The organism is Vreelandella neptunia (genome assembly GCF_034479615.1).
Taxonomy (GTDB): Bacteria; Pseudomonadota; Gammaproteobacteria; order Pseudomonadales; family Halomonadaceae; genus Vreelandella; species Vreelandella neptunia.
Genome location: NZ_CP140255.1, coordinates 72745 through 92385, shown reverse-complemented (window position 1 = coordinate 92385; position 19641 = coordinate 72745). Strand labels below are relative to the sequence as shown.

General features: G+C 57.2%; 17 protein-coding genes. 12 read left to right on the top strand and 5 right to left on the bottom strand.

Going from position 1 to position 19641, the window contains the following annotated elements; genetic code table 11:
- Positions 1-112 precede the first annotated feature (112 nt).
- Complete coding sequence (gene rapA, locus SR894_RS00435) at positions 113-3058, top strand: RNA polymerase-associated protein RapA (protein WP_133731715.1); 2946 nt, start codon at positions 113-115, stop codon at positions 3056-3058.
- A 191-nt stretch (positions 3059-3249) separates the two neighbouring features.
- Here the strand turns inward: rapA and SR894_RS00430 are convergent, their stop codons facing one another.
- Positions 3250-4152: a TIGR01777 family oxidoreductase gene (locus tag SR894_RS00430; protein ID WP_133731716.1), complete on the bottom strand. Its 903-nt coding sequence runs from the start codon at positions 4150-4152 to the stop codon at positions 3250-3252.
- Between the two features lie 263 nt (positions 4153-4415).
- Here SR894_RS00430 and SR894_RS00425 point away from each other — a divergent pair, with 263 nt between their 5' ends.
- The 9 genes from SR894_RS00425 to SR894_RS00385 all read left to right on the top strand — a co-directional run bounded on the left by SR894_RS00425 (position 4416) and on the right by SR894_RS00385 (position 13371).
- Complete coding sequence (locus SR894_RS00425; protein WP_133731717.1) at positions 4416-5498, top strand: NAD(P)/FAD-dependent oxidoreductase; 1083 nt, start codon at positions 4416-4418, stop codon at positions 5496-5498.
- 206 nt (positions 5499-5704) lie between these two features.
- Positions 5705-6625: a MerR family transcriptional regulator gene (locus SR894_RS00420; RefSeq protein ID WP_208862676.1), complete on the top strand. Its 921-nt coding sequence runs from the start codon at positions 5705-5707 to the stop codon at positions 6623-6625.
- Positions 6626-6710: 85 nt separating this feature from the next.
- A complete protein-coding gene (phrB, locus tag SR894_RS00415; RefSeq protein ID WP_133731719.1) occupies positions 6711-8123 on the top strand; it encodes a deoxyribodipyrimidine photo-lyase in 1413 nt (470 codons plus the stop codon).
- Positions 8124-8156: 33 nt separating this feature from the next.
- On the top strand, positions 8157-8588 hold the full coding sequence (locus SR894_RS00410; protein WP_133731720.1) for a nuclear transport factor 2 family protein: 432 nt from the start codon (positions 8157-8159) through the stop codon (positions 8586-8588).
- Between the two features lie 76 nt (positions 8589-8664).
- Entirely contained in the window at positions 8665-9450 is a 786-nt protein-coding gene (locus tag SR894_RS00405; protein ID WP_133731721.1) for an SDR family NAD(P)-dependent oxidoreductase, read from the top strand.
- Positions 9447-10814 carry an NAD(P)/FAD-dependent oxidoreductase gene (locus SR894_RS00400; protein WP_133731722.1) on the top strand — a complete coding sequence of 456 codons (1368 nt, stop codon included), beginning with the start codon at positions 9447-9449 and terminating at the stop codon, positions 10812-10814. Before SR894_RS00405 ends, SR894_RS00400 begins: the two co-directional genes overlap by 4 nt.
- An 8-nt stretch (positions 10815-10822) precedes the next feature.
- On the top strand, positions 10823-11611 hold the full coding sequence (locus SR894_RS00395; protein WP_244286536.1) for a DUF1365 domain-containing protein: 789 nt from the start codon (positions 10823-10825) through the stop codon (positions 11609-11611).
- Complete coding sequence (locus SR894_RS00390) at positions 11608-12876, top strand: SAM-dependent methyltransferase (protein WP_133731723.1); 1269 nt, start codon at positions 11608-11610, stop codon at positions 12874-12876. Before SR894_RS00395 ends, SR894_RS00390 begins: the two co-directional genes overlap by 4 nt.
- The gene (locus SR894_RS00385; protein ID WP_133731724.1) at positions 12877-13371 is read left to right on the top strand and encodes a DUF2878 domain-containing protein; all 495 of its coding nucleotides are present in this window, start codon (positions 12877-12879) and stop codon (positions 13369-13371) included.
- Here SR894_RS00385 and SR894_RS00380 read toward each other — a convergent pair.
- Complete coding sequence (locus tag SR894_RS00380) at positions 13368-15209, bottom strand: putative bifunctional diguanylate cyclase/phosphodiesterase (protein ID WP_223288619.1); 1842 nt, start codon at positions 15207-15209, stop codon at positions 13368-13370. The genes SR894_RS00385 and SR894_RS00380 overlap by 4 nt on opposite strands.
- A 282-nt stretch (positions 15210-15491) precedes the next feature.
- On the opposite strand from SR894_RS00380, the gene fabA reads away from it, so the two are divergent.
- Positions 15492-16007 carry a 3-hydroxyacyl-[acyl-carrier-protein] dehydratase FabA gene (fabA, locus tag SR894_RS00375; RefSeq protein WP_022520895.1) on the top strand — a complete coding sequence of 172 codons (516 nt, stop codon included), beginning with the start codon at positions 15492-15494 and terminating at the stop codon, positions 16005-16007.
- A 13-nt stretch (positions 16008-16020) separates the two neighbouring features.
- Positions 16021-17238 (top strand): beta-ketoacyl-ACP synthase I, encoded by a 1218-nt coding sequence (gene fabB / locus SR894_RS00370; RefSeq protein ID WP_133731726.1) that lies wholly within the window; start codon positions 16021-16023, stop codon positions 17236-17238.
- Between the two features lie 70 nt (positions 17239-17308).
- Here the strand turns inward: fabB and SR894_RS00365 are convergent, their stop codons facing one another.
- The 3 genes from SR894_RS00365 to SR894_RS00355 are packed head-to-tail and all read right to left on the bottom strand — an operon-like array spanning position 17309 to position 19621.
- On the bottom strand, positions 17309-18043 hold the full coding sequence (locus SR894_RS00365) for a lysophospholipid acyltransferase family protein (RefSeq protein ID WP_133731727.1): 735 nt from the start codon (positions 18041-18043) through the stop codon (positions 17309-17311).
- The gene (locus tag SR894_RS00360) at positions 18040-18930 is read right to left on the bottom strand and encodes a sugar nucleotide-binding protein (RefSeq protein ID WP_133731728.1); all 891 of its coding nucleotides are present in this window, start codon (positions 18928-18930) and stop codon (positions 18040-18042) included. Before SR894_RS00360 ends, SR894_RS00365 begins: the two co-directional genes overlap by 4 nt.
- A gap of 52 nt (positions 18931-18982) precedes the next feature.
- Complete coding sequence (locus SR894_RS00355) at positions 18983-19621, bottom strand: single-stranded DNA-binding protein (RefSeq protein WP_133733464.1); 639 nt, start codon at positions 19619-19621, stop codon at positions 18983-18985.
- Positions 19622-19641: the final 20 nt, after the last annotated feature.

Sequence of the window (19641 nt, the reverse complement as noted above, 5' to 3'; positions counted from 1 at the left end):
GCCGATACACCTTAATCCCCCCGCTGCTTTGCGTTAGAATCCCCCGCCCTGTTGCCGCCGGTGCTCACGACCGGCGGCATACGACCCGTTTTGCAGACTCCCCCGAGGCATCATGAGCGATTTTTCTCCCGGCCAACGCTGGATTAGCGACGGCGAAGCTGAGCTTGGGCTCGGCACCGTGCTTAACTGCGACGCCCGTAGCGTTACCATTTTGTTCAGTGCCAGTCAGGAAACCCGTACCTACAACACCCGCCAGGCCCCGCTCACCCGCGTTATGTTCGGCAGCGGCGACCGCGTACTCTCCGCTGACGGCTGGCAGATCGTTGTCGATGACAGCAAAGAGTCCAACGGCCTGATCACCTATATCGGTGAAGATAAAGAAGGCAATCTGCGCGAGCTGCCCGAGGCCAAACTCGCCGATACCATGCAGTTCGACCAGGCCCGCGACCGCCTGCTGACCGGCCAGGTGGATCGCAACGACTGGTTTGATTTACGTTTTCGCACCCTGCACCACTATCAGCGTATCGAGCAACACAGCGCGCTGGGCTTTTCCGGGCCGCGCATAGACCTGATTCCTCACCAGCTCTACATTGCCAATGAAGTCGCCAACCGCCATGCGCCCCGGGTTCTGCTGGCGGATGAAGTGGGCCTGGGTAAAACCATTGAGGCTGGCCTGATTCTGCACCGCCTGCTACTCAATGGCCGCGTTGAGCGGGCGCTGATTTTGGTGCCCGACAGCCTCACCCACCAGTGGCTGGTTGAGCTGCTGCGGCGCTTTTCGCTCAACGTCTCGCTACTGGATGAAACCCAGAGCCAGGCTCACGGCAGCGCCAACCCCTTTGAGAGCGCCCAGCTGGTGCTAGCGAGCCAAGGCTGGCTATTTGCCAACCCCCAGCGTCAAGAGCAGGCGCTGGCCAGCCAGTTCGACCTGCTGATCGTTGACGAAGCGCATCACCTTGACTGGAGTGAAGAGGGTAGCGGCCCCGGCTACCGGTGCGTTGAACAGCTTTCGGCGGTGATTCCCGGCCTGCTGCTGCTCACCGCCACCCCCGAGCAGATGGGCATCAAGAGCCACTTTGCCCGCCTGCGGTTGCTGGACAGCGAGCGCTACCACGATCTTGAGCGCTTCAAAGCCGAAGAGAGCCACTACACCGAAGTGGCCCGCGCCATCGATGCCTTGGAGGCACTGCCTGACGACCCTAGCGCCCGTACCGACGTCTCTGCAGTAGCCGATGACCGCGACAGCCAGGCGCTGCTGGCCATCCTATGCAACCCTGAGGCCAGCCAAGAACAGCAGGACGCCGCTCGCGCCCAACTGAGCGAAGCGCTGCTGGATCGCCACGGCACAGGCCGGGTAATGTTCCGCAACAGCCGCCGTCACGTAGGGGGCTTCCCGGAGCGACGCCTCAATCTAGTGCCCTTAGCGCTGCCTTCGGCCTACCGTCGCGTCGTGCGCCGCTTAGAGCGCGATGATGATTACCTCGACGAACTGCTGATCGAGACCGGCATGGATCACCCCGACGTGCTGATCTATCCTGACGCGGCCTACCGCGAACTCAGCAATGACCCGCTCAACGGCGAAGACTGGTGGCACATCGATCCGCGGGTTAACTGGCTACTGGAAAAGCTTAGCGACGACAGTGAGAACGGCTTCGCCAACGAGAAAGTCCTGGTCATTGCCCACCACCGGGAAACCGCCGAAGGGCTTGCTGAAGGGCTACGGGTGCTGGGCGGCTACCACGCACCGGTGTTCCACGAAGACCTCTCCCTGATAGAGCGTGACCGCGCAGCGGCGGCGTTTGCCGATGAGGATGAAGGCGTTCAGGTATTGGTCTGCTCAGAAATTGGCTCGGAGGGGCGCAACTTCCAATTCTGCCGTCACCTGGTGATGTTCGATATGCCACAGCATCCGGATCAGCTCGAACAGCGCATCGGCCGCCTGGATCGCATCGGTCAGCGCCACGCCATTGAGCTGCACATTCCGACTTTTGAGGGCAGCCCCGGCGAGCGCCTACTGCGCTGGTACCACGAAGGGATGGATGCGTTCAGTGCCCCCCATGGGGTCGGCAACGAGCTATTTGATGCCTTTGGTGACGCCTTGGCTGACGCCCTGCTGGATGATGAGGCGCTTGACGAGATCATCGCCGAAACCCGTGCGATGTTTAGCGCCAAGCTGGCGGAGCACGATGCAGGCCGTAACCGTCTGCTTGAGCTCAACGCCTGCCGCCCCGCCCGCGCTCAGCAGGTGATCGACGCGGTGCGCGAACTTGATGACGACGCCGCTCTGCCGCGCTACCTGGAACGGGCGCTGGATATTTTCGGCGTGGAAAGCCAGGAGATCGGCAAAGGCTTAATGCACCTCCAGCCCAGCCAACATATGCTGGATGGCTTGCCGGGTCTGGTTAAAGGCGAAGAGGGCTTTACCGCCACCTACAGCCGATCCCAGGCGCTGGCCCGTGACGATGTGCAACGGCTCTCCTGGGAGCACCCACTACTGCGGGAAATGATGGGCCGCGTACTGGATGGCACCATGGGCAACTCGGCGCTCGCTCTGCTGCGCCACGATGCCATTCCCAGCGGCCGCTTGATGGCTGAACTCGTGTTCCGCACCCACTGCCCGGCGCCCAAGAAGCTGCACCTTAACCGCTTCTTGCCGCCCACCGCAGTACGCTTACTGCTGGATGAATCAGGCGCCAATCTGACCAGCAAGATCTCCTTCACCGGTTTGGGCAAGAACCTTCAGAAGGTTAACAAGTCGCTGGCACGGGACTTGATCAAGAGCCGCCACGACCAGCTGCGTGAACTGCTCACGCAGGGTGAAGGCGAAGCCGAGCGCCAGCTGCCCAGCATCGTCGAGAACGCTGAAGCGCGCATGCGCGCCCAGCTGGACGCCGAGATTGCGCGCTTAACTGCACTTGCCGAGCACAATCCGGCGGTGCGCAGTGCTGAAATCGACGCGTTAAAAGATGAGCGCAAGGCGCTTAGTGAAGCGATTGAGAACACTCGCCTGCGGCTTGACTCAGTACGGGTGATTATCACCGTTGATGCTGACCGCTAGTCGTTAAAGTAAACGGCACAGCGGCGGCGTTAGGGTGCCGCGGGGGCGCTGTAAACCCGTCCCTTGGCGCTACTTTCGCCATCTGACCGCCATGGATGGCGGAAATGCCGGAATTGTTGGGAACATTTTCCGGCCATGGCGAAAGACCCCCGCTTTACCCTAACGCCGCCGCAAGTTGGGCTCGCTAATAGCTAAAGAATCGCCTCAAGCGCCTTGTCTAGAGTAGGGTATTGGAAGCTAAATCCTGCCTCTTCCAGGCGCGCGGGGCGCATATCTGCCCCGGTCAGCAGTAGCCGCGACATTTCTCCAAAGCCCGCCTTCAAGACAAAAGCAGGTACTGGGAAAATGGCCGGGCGGTTGAGATGACTGGCCAGGGTTTTAGTAAAGGTAGCATTGGTCACCGGGTGCGGAGCGCTGCCATTGAAGGCGCCGCTCAAGCCCTCTTGATCGATGAGAAACAGGATCGCTGCGACTAAGTCGTCGCGGTGAATCCACGGCATAAACTGCTCGCCGCTACCAAAACGGCCGCCTAACCCCAGCTTAAACGGCGGCAGCATCTTCTCCAGGCTGCCTCCTCCCGCCTCTAGCACTAAGCCAATGCGCACAATCGCCAGCCGCACGCCCATGGCCTCAATAGGCTTAGCGGCTGCCTCCCACTGTTTGCACAGACGATGGGCGAACTCATCGTTGGGCATTGTTTCCTCGGTTACCACGCGCCTGCCCTGATCGCCGTAGTAGCCCATTGCTGACCCCGATACCACCACCTTAGGCAGCGGCTGGCCGTTAGCTTTGAGCTGTTCGCAAAGCGCCACCAACTGCTCGGTCGCCGCCACCCGGGAGTTAATCAGTTTGGCTTTCTGCTCATCGCTCCAGCGCTTGGCGGCAATCGGCTCACCGGCCAGGTTAACCAAGGCGTCCGGCGGCGACTCAATGAACGCCTGGGCACTATCGCGAATGTCACAATTGTTCGGCAAACGATCCCGCACTTGGTGAGGCGAGCGGGAGACCACCTGCACCTCGTGACCCTTTTCAACTAACTGCCGGCATAGTCGCTGGCCGACAAAGCCACTGCCTCCGGTAATTAATACGCGCATGGGGTTTTGCTCCTGTTAGATGGCATCGTTGCAAGCCTTCATGGCTGCACTATTGCATAACGGCACTGTTTAGATTCATAACGGCACTATTTATAAAGGCACTGCTTATAACGGCCCTATTTACCGCTGCTTACAGCTGCCTTGGGATAGAAACTCAGCTAAGCAAATATAATTAATATTAAATTGTACGATATTTATACACAACTGCTACAATGCGCTTTCACAACGATTAATTCGACCTCTTTTTCACGTTGCGAGTGCTCATGGCCAAACTGCTACCGCCGCTTCCCGCCTCTCAATCAGTTGCTATCATCGGCGCAGGCATCTCAGGACTTGCCTGCGGGGAGGTATTGGCCAGCAGTGGCGCCAACGTCACGCTGTTTGATAAAGCCCGTGGCCCCGGTGGGCGTATGTCAAGTAAACGTAGACCCAGCGCAACGCTTGATTTAGGCGCTCAGGCATTCAGCGTGCGCGACGTAAACTTTCAACGCACGGTCGATGAATGGCTTGCAGCTAGCTGCATAGCTGTTTGGCCGACCCGTACCTATCAGGCTAGTTCACGCGGCTGGCAGGCGCACAATGATGGCCAAAAGCGTTACGTCGGCGCGCCCAGAATGAGCGCCTTGACGCGACATATGGCCGATTCACTCACGGCCCAGCCCAATGCCGAGCTGCATACCGGTACGCCCATCGACATGCTTGACCCCACGCCCAACGGCTGGCTACTAATAGACGCTGCCGGGTCTCGCCACGGGCCTTATGACCAGGTCGTGATTAGCGCGCCGCCTCCTCAGGCCCATGCGCTGATCGAACCCTGGGACGATGCTTTGGCAGCAGCTTGTTTAACCCGAACACAGCGGGCCTGTTGGGCGGGATGGGCAATTTTTGACGGGCCGCTCCCCGCCGTACCCGGTGTTGACCCAGATTGGCAGATGGCGCGTATCACGCATCCATCCCAGGGCTCAGTGCTTAATTCAGCGCTTAATATAGTATCCCGCAATCAAACCAAGCCGGGGCGCGACACACAGCCGGAAAGCGTCAGCTTATTGGCGGGGCTTGAGTGGAGCGAAGCTCATTTAGAGCAGCCTGCCGAGTGGGTGGCAGAACAACTACTCACCGCCTTGAAGGGCGTTTTCCCCAGTGAATTCACCTTCCCCCGGCTTATTGAAACAGGCGCCCACCGCTGGCGTTATGCGCAGCCATCAATTTCTTGTAAGCATGATTACTTATACAGTGCGAATGGTTTGGCCCTGTGCGGTGACAGCTTCCGCGACGGCCGCGTTGAGGATGCCTGGCTCTCCGGCCACCGTTTAGGAGAGGCACTAATAGGCCGGTCGGTTCAATAAGCAAGGGGCTTAAATGATTAAGAAGGATTCTTATAAAGGTTGTACCGGGTAGCGACAAGTTGTACAAATGGGCATACAGTATCGTGCTAATGTTTAGTTTTTAAATCAGGCAACCTTTAAATGGAACATGAATCACCTTCGCCGCGGCGAACCATGACAGGCCCCTGCAGCGCCGCGCTGCAGTTAACAAAGAGGTACTGGCGCCCATGAGTCTTAAGGCGACCCACCCACCCGATACGCCACTCTATCCAATACGCGAGGTTTCTCGCTTAACGGGGGTGAATTCGGTCACGCTTCGCGCCTGGGAACGACGTTACGGGCTAATTCGCCCCCAGCGCACTCCGAAAGGTCATCGTCTTTACGCTCAGGACGACATTACCCGCATCGAACGCATCCTGCAGTGGCTCAATCGTGGTGTGCCGGTCAGTCAAGTCGCCGACTTGCTTGACCAGCCAGAGACAATTGAAGCCCCGACACCAGATGCCGGCGACTGGGCAAGCCAGCGCCAGCAGCTGCAAGCTATCATCGAAGCGTTGGATCTTCCCAAGCTGGAAGCGGTTTATCACCAGAGTTTAGCGCTCTACCCGCTAAGCGTGGCCATTAACGAGCTCTGGCAACCGGTCATCTTAACCTTAGAGGCCAAGTGGGCCGTTCAAGCGGATCAGTTAGTGCGCCGCACGTTGGAAGCCTTCCTACGCAGCCAGGTGGGCATCCGCTTGCACTATGCCAATCAGGCTACCCGTGGCCCGCTGATTCTACTCAACGCCATGCCCGACGACCCAGGCCCTCTGTGGGTGCTGATGTCGGCGCTAATGGCCAGCGAACAGGGCTACCGGGTGCAGATGCTTGACCACTCGCTGCCGCTGGAGGATCTCCCCCAGGCAGTCGCGCGGCTGCACTCTTCTATGGTACTGCTCTCTAGCGGTCAGCGGGAGAGCGATAGCTATATTAACCAGGCGCTGCCTAAAGCGGCTGAAGCGCTTAACGTACCCATCGGCGTATGTGGCGAAGTGGCTCGTCTGCGCGAAAACGATTTGCGCGATGGACCGGTACACATGCTGGGTGATGACCTGCCTCAGGCGATTGCCCGTTTGCGCCCACTATTACGCGAGTCTGGTGTACTCTAACCAGCACGCTTTTATACTGGCCGTTCGCCTATGTGCGACCGGCCATTTTTTTGTGCCGCAGGAGCCCCCTATGACAGGAGAGCCTATGAAACGTCAGTTGATTTGGCTGCGCAGCGACCTGCGTATTGACGACAACAGCGCCCTCGCCGCCGCCGCGGCTAAGGGCCCTGTGATAGCGGTGTTTTTGCGCAGCATTCCTCAGTGGCAGGCCCATGGTCACGGCGCTAATAAGCTGGATTTTTGGGCGCGCGGCGTCGCTGCCGTCAGAACAGCGCTCAACGGTTTGAATATTCCGCTGCTGCATCGCGATATTGAACGCTATGATCAGGCGCCCAAGGCGCTGCTTGAGATCGCTCGCCAATATGATGTTGAGCAGTTGCACTTCAATCACGAATACGCCCTCAATGAGCGCCGCCGCGACCAGGCTGTGCAGGACGCCTTTAAACAGGCCGGCATCGCCGCCCATGGCTACCACGATGCCGTAGCGTTTTCCCCCGGCAGTCTGCTAACCGGCAAAGGCGACTACTACGGAGTATTTACGCCGTTCTCCAAAGCATGGCACAAACAGGTCAGCGCCGACCAGCTGGCACTACGCGAGACGCCCAGCGTACAGGCTTCGTTGGATATTAAAAGCGACCCACTGCCTGCACTGCCCGAGCTTGAAAACACCCCCGTAGATGGGCGGCTCTGGCCAGCCGGTGAAAATGCCGCGGCGGATAACTTGGCGCGCTTCCTCCGCTTTCGTGGTCGTCACTATAACGCCCAGCGCGACCTGCCGAAGGTACGCGGCACCAGTGAACTGTCGCCCTATCTGGCGTTAGGCATGATCTCCCATCGCCAATGTTTACAAGCGGTAATGAGCGAAAACGGCGGTCACTTAGCCGATGGCGATATCGGCCTTACTACCTGGGTCAACGAGCTGGTCTGGCGGGAATTTTATCAGCACGTAGCGGTGGGGTTTCCGCAGGTGTGCCGCTACCAGCCCTTTCAGGAGCATACCAAGCAACTAGCTTGGCGTGACGATGACGAAGGCTTTCAGGCCTGGTGCGAGGGCCGAACGGGCTACCCTATTGTCGATGCCGCCATGCGCCAGTTAGTGACGACCGGCTGGATGCACAACCGGCTGCGTATGATTACAGCGATGTTTTTAAGCAAGCACCTGCTAATTGATTGGCGACGCGGTGAAGGCTTTTTTATGCGCCACTTGGTTGACGGTGAATTCTGCGCCAATAACGGCGGCTGGCAGTGGGCAGCCTCAACAGGCACCGATGCCGCTCCTTACTTTCGCATTTTTAACCCCACCACCCAGTCCACACGCTTTGACGCTGAAGGCGAGTTTATCGCCCACTGGCTGCCTGAGCTGGCCAAATTACCCGCCAAAGCGCGCCACGCGCCGCAGCAAGATCTACTCACCGATGTCGACTACCCAGCGCCTATTGTCGACCACAAAGCAGCACGTCAGCGCGCCTTAGAGGCGTTTAAGTTGCTCTCTAAATAAACCTTTTGTTAGCAACTGCTAGGGGAGACCGTGATGGCTGAGCCTGCGGCATTAGAGGCGTTCTGCGCCTTTTTTAATAAACTAGACAATACCTGTACAGAAAAGCTATACGAGGTATATACTGAAGATATTGTATTTAGCGACCCGCTGCATAAGATCGCAGGCCGCAAAGCGTTAGAGCGCTATTTTTCAACCATGTATGAAAATGTTGAGCAGTGCCAATTCCGTTACCACGTTCGGCAGTTACAGGGTCAGCAAGCGTTCGTTACCTGGACCATGACGTTTATCCATCCGCGCTTGGCAGGTGGTAAACCGGTCGAGGTCGAAGGCTGTAGTGCGCTTACCTTTGCTGATGACGGTCGCGTGCAGCGCCATCGGGACTATTTTGATGCGGGCGCCATGCTCTACGAACATTTACCGCTGATGGGCAGCACCATCCGCTGGTTAAAAAAACGCCTGGCTTAATCACACGATGAATAAGCCGAACACGCTTTGAGGGCTGGTCAGGTGCAACAGGAAGGCCTTGATGAGGAAAGACTTGATGAGCACATGGAAAACGCCCCAACGTATTTGGTTAACCGGTGCCACCTCCGGCATTGGTGAAGCGCTTGCGCGTAAACTCATCGCCCAAGGCCATCAGGTGGTGCTTAGCGCACGCAACGCTGAGGCACTCGAAACACAGTGCCAAGGCCACCCCAATGCCCACCCTCTGCCGCTGGACATCAGCGACCGGCAGGCAGTGCTCAAGGCGGGTAACCACATTCGCGACCAGCTGGGGGCGTTAAATTTGGCGCTCTTTAACGCCGGCACCTGCGAATATCTGAATGCTCAGCAGTTCGATATGGAGTTAGTCGAGCGGGTTTTTACACCCAATCTATTCGGCACTCTGTACGGCGTTGAAGCGGCACTGCCACTGCTGCGCGCTGCGCGCAAAGAGGGCCTTCCGGCCCGGTTAGCCGCCACCTCCAGCGCTTCGGCCTATTTACCGCTACCCCGCGCGGAAGCCTATGGGGCGTCTAAAGCCGCGGTAAGTTACTTTTTAGAGTCACTGCGCTTGGATCTTGATCAGGAGGGCATTGAGGTCAGCCTGGTTCACCCTGGCTTTGTGAAAACGCCTCTAACCGAACGTAACGACTTCCCTATGCCGATGCAGGTGACGGCAGAGCAAGCAGCCGATGCCATTATCGCGGGGCTGGTGAAGGGGCGGCTGGATATCCACTTCCCACGCCGGTTTACCTATATAGTCAAATTGCTGGGCATTTTTCCCCCCGCTCTGCGCCGTCAGATTGGTCTGCGCATGACCCGCAGCCAAAAGGAGGCGTCATGAGCACCGTGTTATCACCAAGGCCGGGGGCGTCACAACGTATCGCCATTGTCGGCAGCGGCATTAGCGGCATGGCAGCAGGTTGGTATCTCTCCGCCCAGCACGAGGTCACCCTGTTTGAGGCGGATTCACGCCTGGGGGGGCACACCGCCACCATGGACGTGAACGTTGCAGGGCAACCCTATGCTATCGATACCGGCTTTATAGTCTTTAACGACTGGACCTACCCGCACTTCCAGCGCCTGATGGCCACCCTGGGTGTCGCCTCACAAGCTACTGAAATGAGTTTCTCGGTACACGAGACAGCGCGGGACTTTGAGTACAACGGGCATACTTTGAGCTCGCTGTTTGCCCAACGACGCAATTTATTGAATCCCTCTTTTTATCGCCTGCTGGGCGACATTCTGCGCTTTAACAAGCAGGCTACCAAAGCGCTGGAGAGCCAACAGCTTCCCGAGCATATGACCCTGGGTGAATACCTGGATCGCAACCACTACAACCGCGATTTTCAGCAGCGCTACTTACTGCCCATGGGGGCTGCCATCTGGTCGGCCAGCATCAGTGATTTACGCGCCTTCCCGCTGGCGTTTTTTGTGCGTTTTTTTCGCAATCACGGCCTGCTATCGGTCAACCACAGGCCCCAGTGGTACACCCTGGTGGGCGGCTCCAAAAGCTATATCCCCAGCCTGACTGCGCCCTATGCATCGCGCATTCATCTCAATACACCGGTCACCCGGATTACCCGCGACAGCACGGGCGTTGTTATCACCACACCTTCCGGCACCCAGCGCTTTGACCAAGTGGTGCTCGCCTGCCACGCCGACCAGGCCCTGGCCATGCTGGGCGACGCTAGCGGCGATGAGCAAGCGATCCTCGGCGCCATGCCGTACCAGGATAACGAGGTGGTGCTGCATACCGACACCGCTCTGCTGCCGCGCCGCAAGCGCGCCTGGGCGAGCTGGAATTACCGCCTGGATCAGCGCGATAGCGAAGCACGGGTATCGGTCACTTACGCTATGAATATCCTCCAACGGATAGAAAGTGACTCTACGTTTTGCGTGACCCTGAACGACAGCGCCAGCATCGATCCCAGCAAGGTGCTAGGCCGCTACACATACGCGCATCCGCAGTTCACCCTGGCTGGCCAAGCGGCTCAGGCGAGACACGCCGACATTTCGTCTACGGCCCATCGCACCCATTTTTGCGGCGCTTACTGGCGTAACGGCTTCCACGAAGACGGCGTGTGGAGTGCACTGCGGGTGGCGCAGGCGTTAGGCTGTGATGAAGCCGTCCCACCGCCTGCGGCACCTTCTGCGCTGCCTGCCCATGAACTGCTAACGCCGCAAGGTGCCGAGGGGCTGGGGTGATGGCTAGCATGATCACTGAGACAACGGCTGGAATAACCGCCCAGCCCCGCTCGCGTATCTACCGTGGCACGCTCCGCCACCGGCGCTTTACGCCCAAATCCCACGCCTTTAGTTACCAGCTATGGATGGCCTGGTTAGATCTGGACGAGCTGCCCGAGCTGTTCGACAAGGTGCCCGGCTTTAGTGCCCGTCGCCCTGCGCTGGCACGCTTTCGCCGCGAAGACTATCTGGGCCCGGTTGATCGTCCGCTGAAAACCGCCGTGCGCGAAGAGCTTATTCGCCAATTGGGCAGCGCACCTAATGGTCGAATCTACGTACTCACCCAGCTACGCACGCTGGGCTGCATGTTTAACCCTATTTCCGTTTACTACGCCTACGACCATCTGGGGCGACTGACAGCCGTATTAAGTGAGGTCACCAACATGCCCTGGCGTGAGCGCACCTGCTACGCCAGCGCCGTGGATCCCTCACGCCATAGTCACCAAGCGCATTTCGATAAAGATCTCCACGTCTCGCCCTTTAACCCCATGGAGATGAGCTACCGCTGGAAATTTAACGCCCCCGGCGAAAAGCTCTTTTTGCATATGGAAAACTGGCAGGATCAGCAGTGCCATTTTGATGCCACCTTAACCCTTGACGCCTCACCCGCCACCCGCGGCGCGTTGCTAAAAACCTTGGCTCGCCAGCCATGGATGAGCCTGAAAACCATTGCGGGTATTCATTTTGAAGCGCTCCGCCTGTGGCTTAAGCGCATCCCCGTTTATAACCACCCCAAGCGCAAGGAGACTTCAAAGTGACGACCCTGCGTTCCACGCCCCCTAATCTTCAGCCGGTTGCGCAAGACCGCTTAACCAAGTGGCTAAAGCCACGTCTGATGGCCCAACTGGACACCTTTCGCGGCGGCCGTATCACTCTGATTGAAGGCAATCAGTGCCATCATTTAGGCCAGCAAGGCCCGCTGCAAGTGACCGTGGTGATACGCCACTCCCGCGCCTGGAAACGCCTCGCCTTTGGTGGCACCGTCGGCGCAGCCGAGTCGTATATGGACGGCGACTGGGACGCCGATGATCTGGTTGCCCTGGTGCGCCTTTTCGCCGCTAATCTTGAGCAGGTGAATACTAAAATGGAGAACGGCAGTGCCCGTTTTGCCCGTTGGCTATTGGGCGCCGCCTACCGCTTTCAGCGCAACAGTTTAAGCGGCTCGAAACGTAATATTGCCGCCCACTACGATATCGGCAACGACCTTTTTTCTACGTTTTTAGATCGCCACCACTGGATGTATTCAAGCGCCGTTTTCCCCTATCCGGAAGCCAGCTTGGAAGAGGCTTCTACCTATAAGCTTGATTTGATGCTTGAAAAGCTCGACGTACAACCACAGCATCATTTGTTGGAAATTGGCACCGGCTGGGGAGGACTGGCGATTCACGCCGCCAAAACCCGTGGCTGCCGTGTAACCACAACCACCATTTCGGACGAGCAGCACGCCCATACTGCTCAGCGCATTAGAGAAGAGGGATTGGAAGATAGAATCACCCTGCTTAAGCAGGATTACCGTCAATTAACCGGCCGCTATGACCGGCTCATTTCGGTAGAGATGATTGAAGCGGTGGGGCATCAGTATCTTGATACCTACCTCAACAAGCTGGATAGCCTGCTCACCGACGACGGGCAGGCCATGCTGCAAGCCATCACCATCCGCGATCAGCGCTTTGAAGAAGCCAAACGCGATATGGATTTTATCAAGCGCTACATTTTTCCTGGCGGCTTTCTGCCCTCGCACCACGCCATGTTAACCAGCGTTATGCGTAAAACGTCGCTGAACATTGTCGCACTGGATGAAATTGGCCCGCATTACGCGCGCACCCTGCGGGAGTGGCGCCACCGCTTTGAAGCCAGCCTGGAGCAGGTGCGAACGCTGGGCTACGACGAACGCTTTATCCGCATGTGGCGTTACTACCTGTGCTACTGCGAGGGCGGTTTTATCGAGCGCTCTATCGGCACTTGCCACCTACTGCTGGCGAAACCCGCGGCGAAACCCATTCCGCTCACCGGCGCGCTCTAAATGGCATCACCCAAGTGGCAAGCGCTGGTGTTGAATGCCCTGCGCTTTGAAGCTGGCTGGCTCCTGTGCGTGCTCGGCGGCTCATGGGTTGCCGCCATAGCAGGGGGCAGCCTGTTGGCCTGGCACCTGTGGCGCTGCGCGCGGCCTGGGGAATGGCAATTTATTGCCGGATTTGCCCTGCTGGGACTGATGATTGATGGCGGTTTGCAGCTGCTGGGTGGGTTCGATTTTAACGATCAAACGTTGGTGTTAGGGCTTCTACCGCTGTGGCTATGGATGCTTTGGCCGCTGTTTGCCACCCTGGTTCATCACTCACTGGCGTGGCTGTGGCGCTATCCATGGCTAGCCGCGCTGTGTGGCGCCATTAGTGGCCCGCTCTCTTATTATGGCGGCGCACTACTGGCAGAGGTAACCCTGGCGGCTTGGTTGCTCCCCGTTCAGGCGCTCGTTTGGGCGTTGCTCTGTATGGGTATTAGCCGCTTTTACAGGCCTTAAGAAGCGGAGGGTGCGGCGATTGGCGCGGGTACTAAACGTTTTTCCAACTCCGCGGCGGCTAGCGGCCGGGCAAAGTAGAACCCCTGTACGGACGTGCACCCGGCATTAACCAGGAACTGACACTGCTCTTTGGTTTCAACACCTTCGGCAATCACTCCTAGTCCCATGCCTTCCGCCATCGCTAAGACTGCCTTAACAATTGAGGCGTCTGCCTGATCGTGTGGGAGGTCTTTAATAAACGCCCGATCCAGCTTGACCTTATCCACAGGCAAGCGCTTTAAATACCCGAGCGACGAGTAGCCAGTGCCAAAGTCGTCAATAGCAATCGCAAAACCTTGATCACGCAGCGCCTGCAGGCGTGGCCCCATATCCCCCGCACGCTCATCAAGTAATACTGATTCGGTCAACTCGAGGCCAATCTGCGAAGGCTTCAACTGATAGCGATTGAGGCAGGTCGCCAATTGACTTTCCAGATCGCCTTGAAACAGCTGCAACGCCGAAATATTGATCCAAATTGTTAGCTTGGGCATAGCGCTATTCCGCCAGTGGGCCTGCTGGGCACAGGCTTTTTCAATTACCCAGGCGCCCAGTTGGCTCATTAAACCGTGCCGCTCGGCCAAAGGAATAAAGTCGCCTGGGGAAATCATGCCATCCTTGGGGTGACGCCAACGCAGTAGCGCCTCCATGCCCACCAGCTCGCCGCTGCCAGGGTCATGCTGGGTTTGATAATGCAGCTCCAGCTGGTCACCGGAAATAAGCGCAGCGCGCAGATCGCTGACTAGCGCCAGCTGAGGGTTATCCTGCTTATCCAGCGCTGGGCGAAAACGCTGGCTTAAGTTACGTCCCAGCCGTTTGGCACTGTAAAGCGCCGACTCTAAGCGCTGGAACAGCACACCTGAGTCGTTACCATCTTCAGGCACGCGACAGCTGCCAATCGTCAGCCCTAAGCGCAGCGAGTGGTCATTAATTTCAAATGGTCGGCTCATATGCTCACGCAGAGTGGCTATCCACTGGTCGTGATCATCAAAGGTGGTGGTGCGAATTACCATAAATTCATCGCCACCCAGGCGCCCTACCACGCTCCCTGCCACATAGCTGGTTAACCGCTGGGCAAAGCGCGCTAAAAGGCGATCACCCTGCTCCACGCCTAGGCTATCGTTGACTGATTTCAAGCCATCGATATCCACCAGCGCCATATCCAGACTCTCACCTGCGCGTAAATGGCGTAGCCGTGAGGCAAGCAGATCATGAAGGCGCCGTCGATTGGGCAGCCCAGTAAGCGGGTCTTCATAGCCGATACGACGCAAATCCCGCTCACGCGCTTTTTGTGCCGAAATATCGGTAAACAGATTAATAAAGTGGGTAATGTTGCCACGTTTGCCGGTCACAGCACGGACTTTAAGCCACTCAGGGTACTCGTCGCCGTGTTTACGGCGGCTCCACATTTCACCTTCCCAACGCCCGGTGCTTTTCAACGTACTCCAAAACGTTTGATAAAAGGCTTTATCATGGCGCGGGGCTGCCAGCGTCTCCAGTTTCAGCCCCTGAACCTCTTGGCTTGCGTAGCCGGTAATTTCGGTAAATGCTGGGTTCACAACCATCACGCGATTTTGCGCATCAGTAATCACCATGGCATCGCTGGCGAGGCTTAACGTATCTTGTGAAAGGCGCAGACGTAGCCGCTGTTGACGCTCTTGCTTCCAGGCGTCCCACAGCCCAAGCGCAACTAGCGTGGCAGCCACCAAGCGTAACATCGCATCGGGCAACCAAACACAGGCGGGAAGCGCCGTCAGTGCGACCCAAACTAATGGGCGATTGAGTGAAACTGGAAGCCACATGGCGATTCGCTATACCCTATACAAATTAACGTAAATAAAAATTAGCGTTAGGTGCCATGCTGATCATGCCGCCTAATAAGATACTTGGATACCCTATTTTACGGCAATGAATCGTTTATTGTGCACAATCAGCAGCTGTTGCACTAGATGCTGCCCATTGAAGTGCTATCGGCCAATCCGCGAAAAACTCTAGTTATGGACGATAAATAGCCTGTTACGTGCATTCAGCGGTTTCGGGAAGTAGACTAGCCATACAACCAATTTGATATTCGGAACGATTCAGTGACCAAGCAACATTCCTTTGATCGCGAAGAACTGCTGGCCTGCTCCCGCGGCGAGCTATTCGGCCCCGGCAATGCACAGCTCCCGGCTCCTAACATGCTGATGCTTGATCGTATCAAGCACATTCACGAAGAAGGCGGTGAGCATGGCAAGGGCGAACTGATCGCCGAGCTGGATATCACGCCTGACTTGTGGTTCTTTGATTGCCACTTTCCTGGCGATCCCGTCATGCCTGGCTGTTTAGGATTAGACGCTATGTGGCAGCTCGTTGGGTTTTATTTGGGCTGGCTAGGCCACCCAGGTCGCGGACGTGCGCTTGGTTGCGGCGAAGTTAAATTCAGCGGACAGATTCTGCCGGATGCACAAAAAGTGACCTATAGCATTAATATTAAGCGTATTATTACCCGACGTCTTATCTTGGGTATCGCCGACGGCACCGTAACCGTCGACGGACGCGACATTTATCAGGCTAATGATCTGCGCGTTGGCCTATTTACCTCCACTGCGAATTTCTAAACAGGAGGCTCCCATGCGACGAGTGGTAGTCACCGGCCTTGGCATCGTATCGTGCCTTGGCAACGACCAACGACAGGTTCTGGATGCGCTCAAAACTGGGCGTAGCGGTATTAGTTTTAAGGAAGAGTATGCCGAGCGTGGCTTTCGTAGCCATGTTGCAGGCAGCGTCGATATTGATCTTGACGCACTCATCGACCGCAAACTGCGCCGCTTTATGGGCGACGCGGCTGCCTATGCGTATGTCTCTATGGCCCAGGCCATCGAAGATGCTGGGCTGAGCGAAGAACAGGTATCCAACGAACGTACTGGTCTTATTGCCGGCTCAGGCGGTGCATCAAGCGCTAATCAGGTTGAAGCAGCTGACGTACTACGTGAAAAAGGTCTGCGCCGCGTTGGACCTTATCGCGTTACCCGGACAATGGGCAGCACCGTTTCCGCGTGCCTGGCAACGCCGTTCAAGATCAAAGGCATCAATTACTCTATCTCCTCTGCCTGTGCGACTTCAGCGCACTGTATTGGCAGCGCGATGGAGCAAATTCAGCTTAATAAGCAGGATGTGGTGTTTGCCGGTGGCGGCGAAGAGGAGCACTGGACGCTCTCCTGCCTGTTTGATGCCATGGGCGCTCTCTCTACCCACTACAATGACACCCCTGAACAGGCTTCGCGCCCTTACGACCAGGCGCGCGACGGCTTTGTGATTGCTGGCGGAGGAGGCATGCTGGTGCTGGAAGAGCTCGAGCACGCCAAAGCCCGCGGCGCCAAGATCTATGGCGAACTGGTGGGTTACGGCGCCACTTCTGATGGCCATGACATGGTCGCCCCTTCGGGCGAAGGTGCGATGCGTTGCATGCGCCAAGCGATGGCAACGGTCGACGGTGATATTGATTACATCAATACCCACGGTACTTCGACGCCCGTAGGCGATGTTGCCGAGCTGAAAGCGATACGCGAAGTGTTTGGTAATACAACGCCCGCCATGAGCTCGACAAAATCGCTCACCGGCCACTCCCTGGGGGCTACCGGGGTACAGGAAGCGATCTATTCGCTGCTGATGATGCAGCACAACTTTGTTGCCGCTTCAGCAAATATCACCGATTTGGATGAGCAGGCCGACGGCTTTGATATTGTCACCGAACGCCGCGATGACGTGACGATAGAGCGCGCCTTGTCTAATAGCTTCGGCTTTGGCGGCACCAATGCGTGCTTAGTCTTCCAGCGTTTTAACGACTAACGCTACTCATATGGTGAGCATAAAAGCGGCGCCCAGTGGGCGCCGTTTTCATATTGCAGTCAGAATGCTGTTAGCGAGAGATAGGTCGCGGCACGTCTGAAATTTCCTGTAACTGTGCCTCAATCCACGCCTCGACGTCTGCGAGCACTTCATCGGGCATACGGCCTTCTGTCTCAATCGGCTTACCAATGCGCACACGTAGTACGCCTGGCCGCTTAACCCAGTGGCGGCCTGGCCAGCGCTCGCCAGCGTTGTGGGCCACCGGCAAGACCGGCACCCCCGCACGACACGCCACCACGCTGCCACTTTTGTTATAGCGTTTACGGATGCCGGGATCTACCCGCGTCCCTTCCGGAAAAATCAGTACCGAAAGCCCTGTACCCAAACGCTCGACACCTTGAGTGAGCACTTGCTTCATCGCCCGCGCAGGTTTTGAGCGATCCAAACTGATAGGGCGCAGTAAGCGCAACCCCCAACCAAAAATGGGAAGGCGCAGTAATTCTCGTTTCAGTACGGTACATACCGGCGGCTTCATGACCTGCAGAAACACGGTTTCCCACTCACACTGGTGGTTGGCTTGAATCACACAGGGGCCACTGGGCAGATTTTCCCGCCCTTGAATGTCGTAACGCACTCCACAGGCAATACGAAACCACACCATCAAAAAGTAGTTATACAAATTGAGTAAGCGGTAGCGGCCAGACAGCGGAAGAAACGGCGCAATGGGCAAAAACAGAATGCCGATCATCAGCATGGCCAAAAAATAGCCAGCATAAAAGACCAAGCTGCGAACCACATTTATCAAGCCGACGCTCCTGTATCGCTGACACGATTATTTTCACGGGTTAAACACCACGCATCCAGCATACGCCCAGCCTCTAAGCGCCATGGTTTCTGGTGAACGCCAAAGACATCCAGCACACGTCGGCAGTTCAAAACGCGCCGCAGCTTAGCATCATGGTGGTGTTTAAGCGGCTGAACTTCACCCAGAGTAATCTGCTCGCCGCGCCCCTCAAGGTGCGTTAACAGCTGGGTGCGCACCATGGAAGTAAAGGTAAAGGCGCTGACCGGTTCGGTGCCAGCAAGATGATAAGCCCCCCAGGCCTCAGCACCGCTGACCTGCTGCTGTAGCATGCCAATCAGCGCCATGGCGACAGCATCTGCAGAGGTCGGGCAAAAAATCACATCTTCCGCGGCACGCACCGCCTTCCCGAGCACCAAGTTATCAATGATGTCGTTAAGCCACGCATGACTGCCTTCCAGTGCAAACAGCGGGCCTAAGCGCACAATCAAATGACGCTGAAACTCCGCACGGACGCGATCACCGGTCTGCACCAGACGGCGCAAGCTATCATCTCGCGGTGCAGGCACCACATGCTCATCAATGGGGACATCCAAACCGTCTTCGTAGAGCTGATCGGAGACACACCATATCAACGCCACGTCTTGCGATTGGCAGGCATCCAAACAGAGATCTACCGCATCGGCATGTGCCGTCACATCCGCTGGCGCCATGTTAAGCGGGTGGGCCAACGGTGGAATAATCACGGCGTCAGGGGCTATCGCCTCAAGCCGCGATGACGTGATGGTCGTCCCTTGCTCTATGACTAACTCTGTATCGGCGCGACGGCTTGCTTCCCGGGCCAGCGCCAAGCTTAAGCAGTGTCCGGCATCCAATATTAACAGCTTCAAGACACCTCCCCCCTATAACGCCCAGCCCTATGCTGCGCGGCGAATAGCGTCCTCAGAATGGGATCTCATCGTCGAAGTCGTCGAAGTTACCCGGATCTGGAGCGCCGTAGCTGCTGTTCTGCTGGTTGGGCTTCGGTGCTTGATTGCCCTGCTGCGGCGCTGGGCGAGGCGGCTGCTGTGGACTCTGCCCGCCGGGGTAGTTATTACCGCCTTGGGGCGCCCCACCCTGAGGGGGATAACCACCGCCCTGGTTGCTATGTGCGGGGCTGTTTTGAGCCGGTGCATTTTGGGGGGCGTTCTGAGGAGCATTCTGAGGATAGTTATTTTGCGGAGCGCCGCCTTGGAAGTCACCGCTGCGACCATCAAGCATCTGCATATCGTTGGCGACGATTTCCGTCGAGTAGCGATCCTGACCGTTCTGATCCTGCCATTTACGGGTTTGCAGGCGCCCTTCAATATAGACTTTGGAGCCTTTTTTCAGGTACTGCTGGGCGATTTCAGCGGTTTTATTGAACATCACCACCCGGTGCCACTCGGTGCGCTCTTGGCGCTGACCGCTCTGGCGATCCATCCAGGTATCGGTGGTGGCCAGATTTAAATTGGCCACGGCGGTGCCGCTGGGGGTGAAACGCACCTCTGGATCCTGCCCGAGGTTGCCAATCAGAATGACCTTGTTAATGCCGCGAGCCATAAGGCGCTCCTTTAATAGCT

Coding starts and splice junctions, on each gene's coding strand:
- SR894_RS00400 (WP_133731722.1), top strand. CDS start 9,447: ATGAGCACCGTGTTATCACCAAGGCCGGGGGCGTCACAACGTATCGCC.
- SR894_RS00355 (WP_133733464.1), bottom strand. CDS start 19,621: ATGGCTCGCGGCATTAACAAGGTCATTCTGATTGGCAACCTCGGGCAG.
- fabB (WP_133731726.1), top strand. CDS start 16,021: ATGCGACGAGTGGTAGTCACCGGCCTTGGCATCGTATCGTGCCTTGGC.
- SR894_RS00425 (WP_133731717.1), top strand. CDS start 4,416: ATGGCCAAACTGCTACCGCCGCTTCCCGCCTCTCAATCAGTTGCTATC.
- SR894_RS00420 (WP_208862676.1), top strand. CDS start 5,705: ATGAGTCTTAAGGCGACCCACCCACCCGATACGCCACTCTATCCAATA.
- SR894_RS00395 (WP_244286536.1), top strand. CDS start 10,823: ATGATCACTGAGACAACGGCTGGAATAACCGCCCAGCCCCGCTCGCGT.
- SR894_RS00385 (WP_133731724.1), top strand. CDS start 12,877: ATGGCATCACCCAAGTGGCAAGCGCTGGTGTTGAATGCCCTGCGCTTT.
- SR894_RS00380 (WP_223288619.1), bottom strand. CDS start 15,209: ATGTGGCTTCCAGTTTCACTCAATCGCCCATTAGTTTGGGTCGCACTG.
- SR894_RS00430 (WP_133731716.1), bottom strand. CDS start 4,152: ATGCGCGTATTAATTACCGGAGGCAGTGGCTTTGTCGGCCAGCGACTA.
- SR894_RS00405 (WP_133731721.1), top strand. CDS start 8,665: ATGAGCACATGGAAAACGCCCCAACGTATTTGGTTAACCGGTGCCACC.
- phrB (WP_133731719.1), top strand. CDS start 6,711: ATGAAACGTCAGTTGATTTGGCTGCGCAGCGACCTGCGTATTGACGAC.
- rapA (WP_133731715.1), top strand. CDS start 113: ATGAGCGATTTTTCTCCCGGCCAACGCTGGATTAGCGACGGCGAAGCT.
- SR894_RS00410 (WP_133731720.1), top strand. CDS start 8,157: ATGGCTGAGCCTGCGGCATTAGAGGCGTTCTGCGCCTTTTTTAATAAA.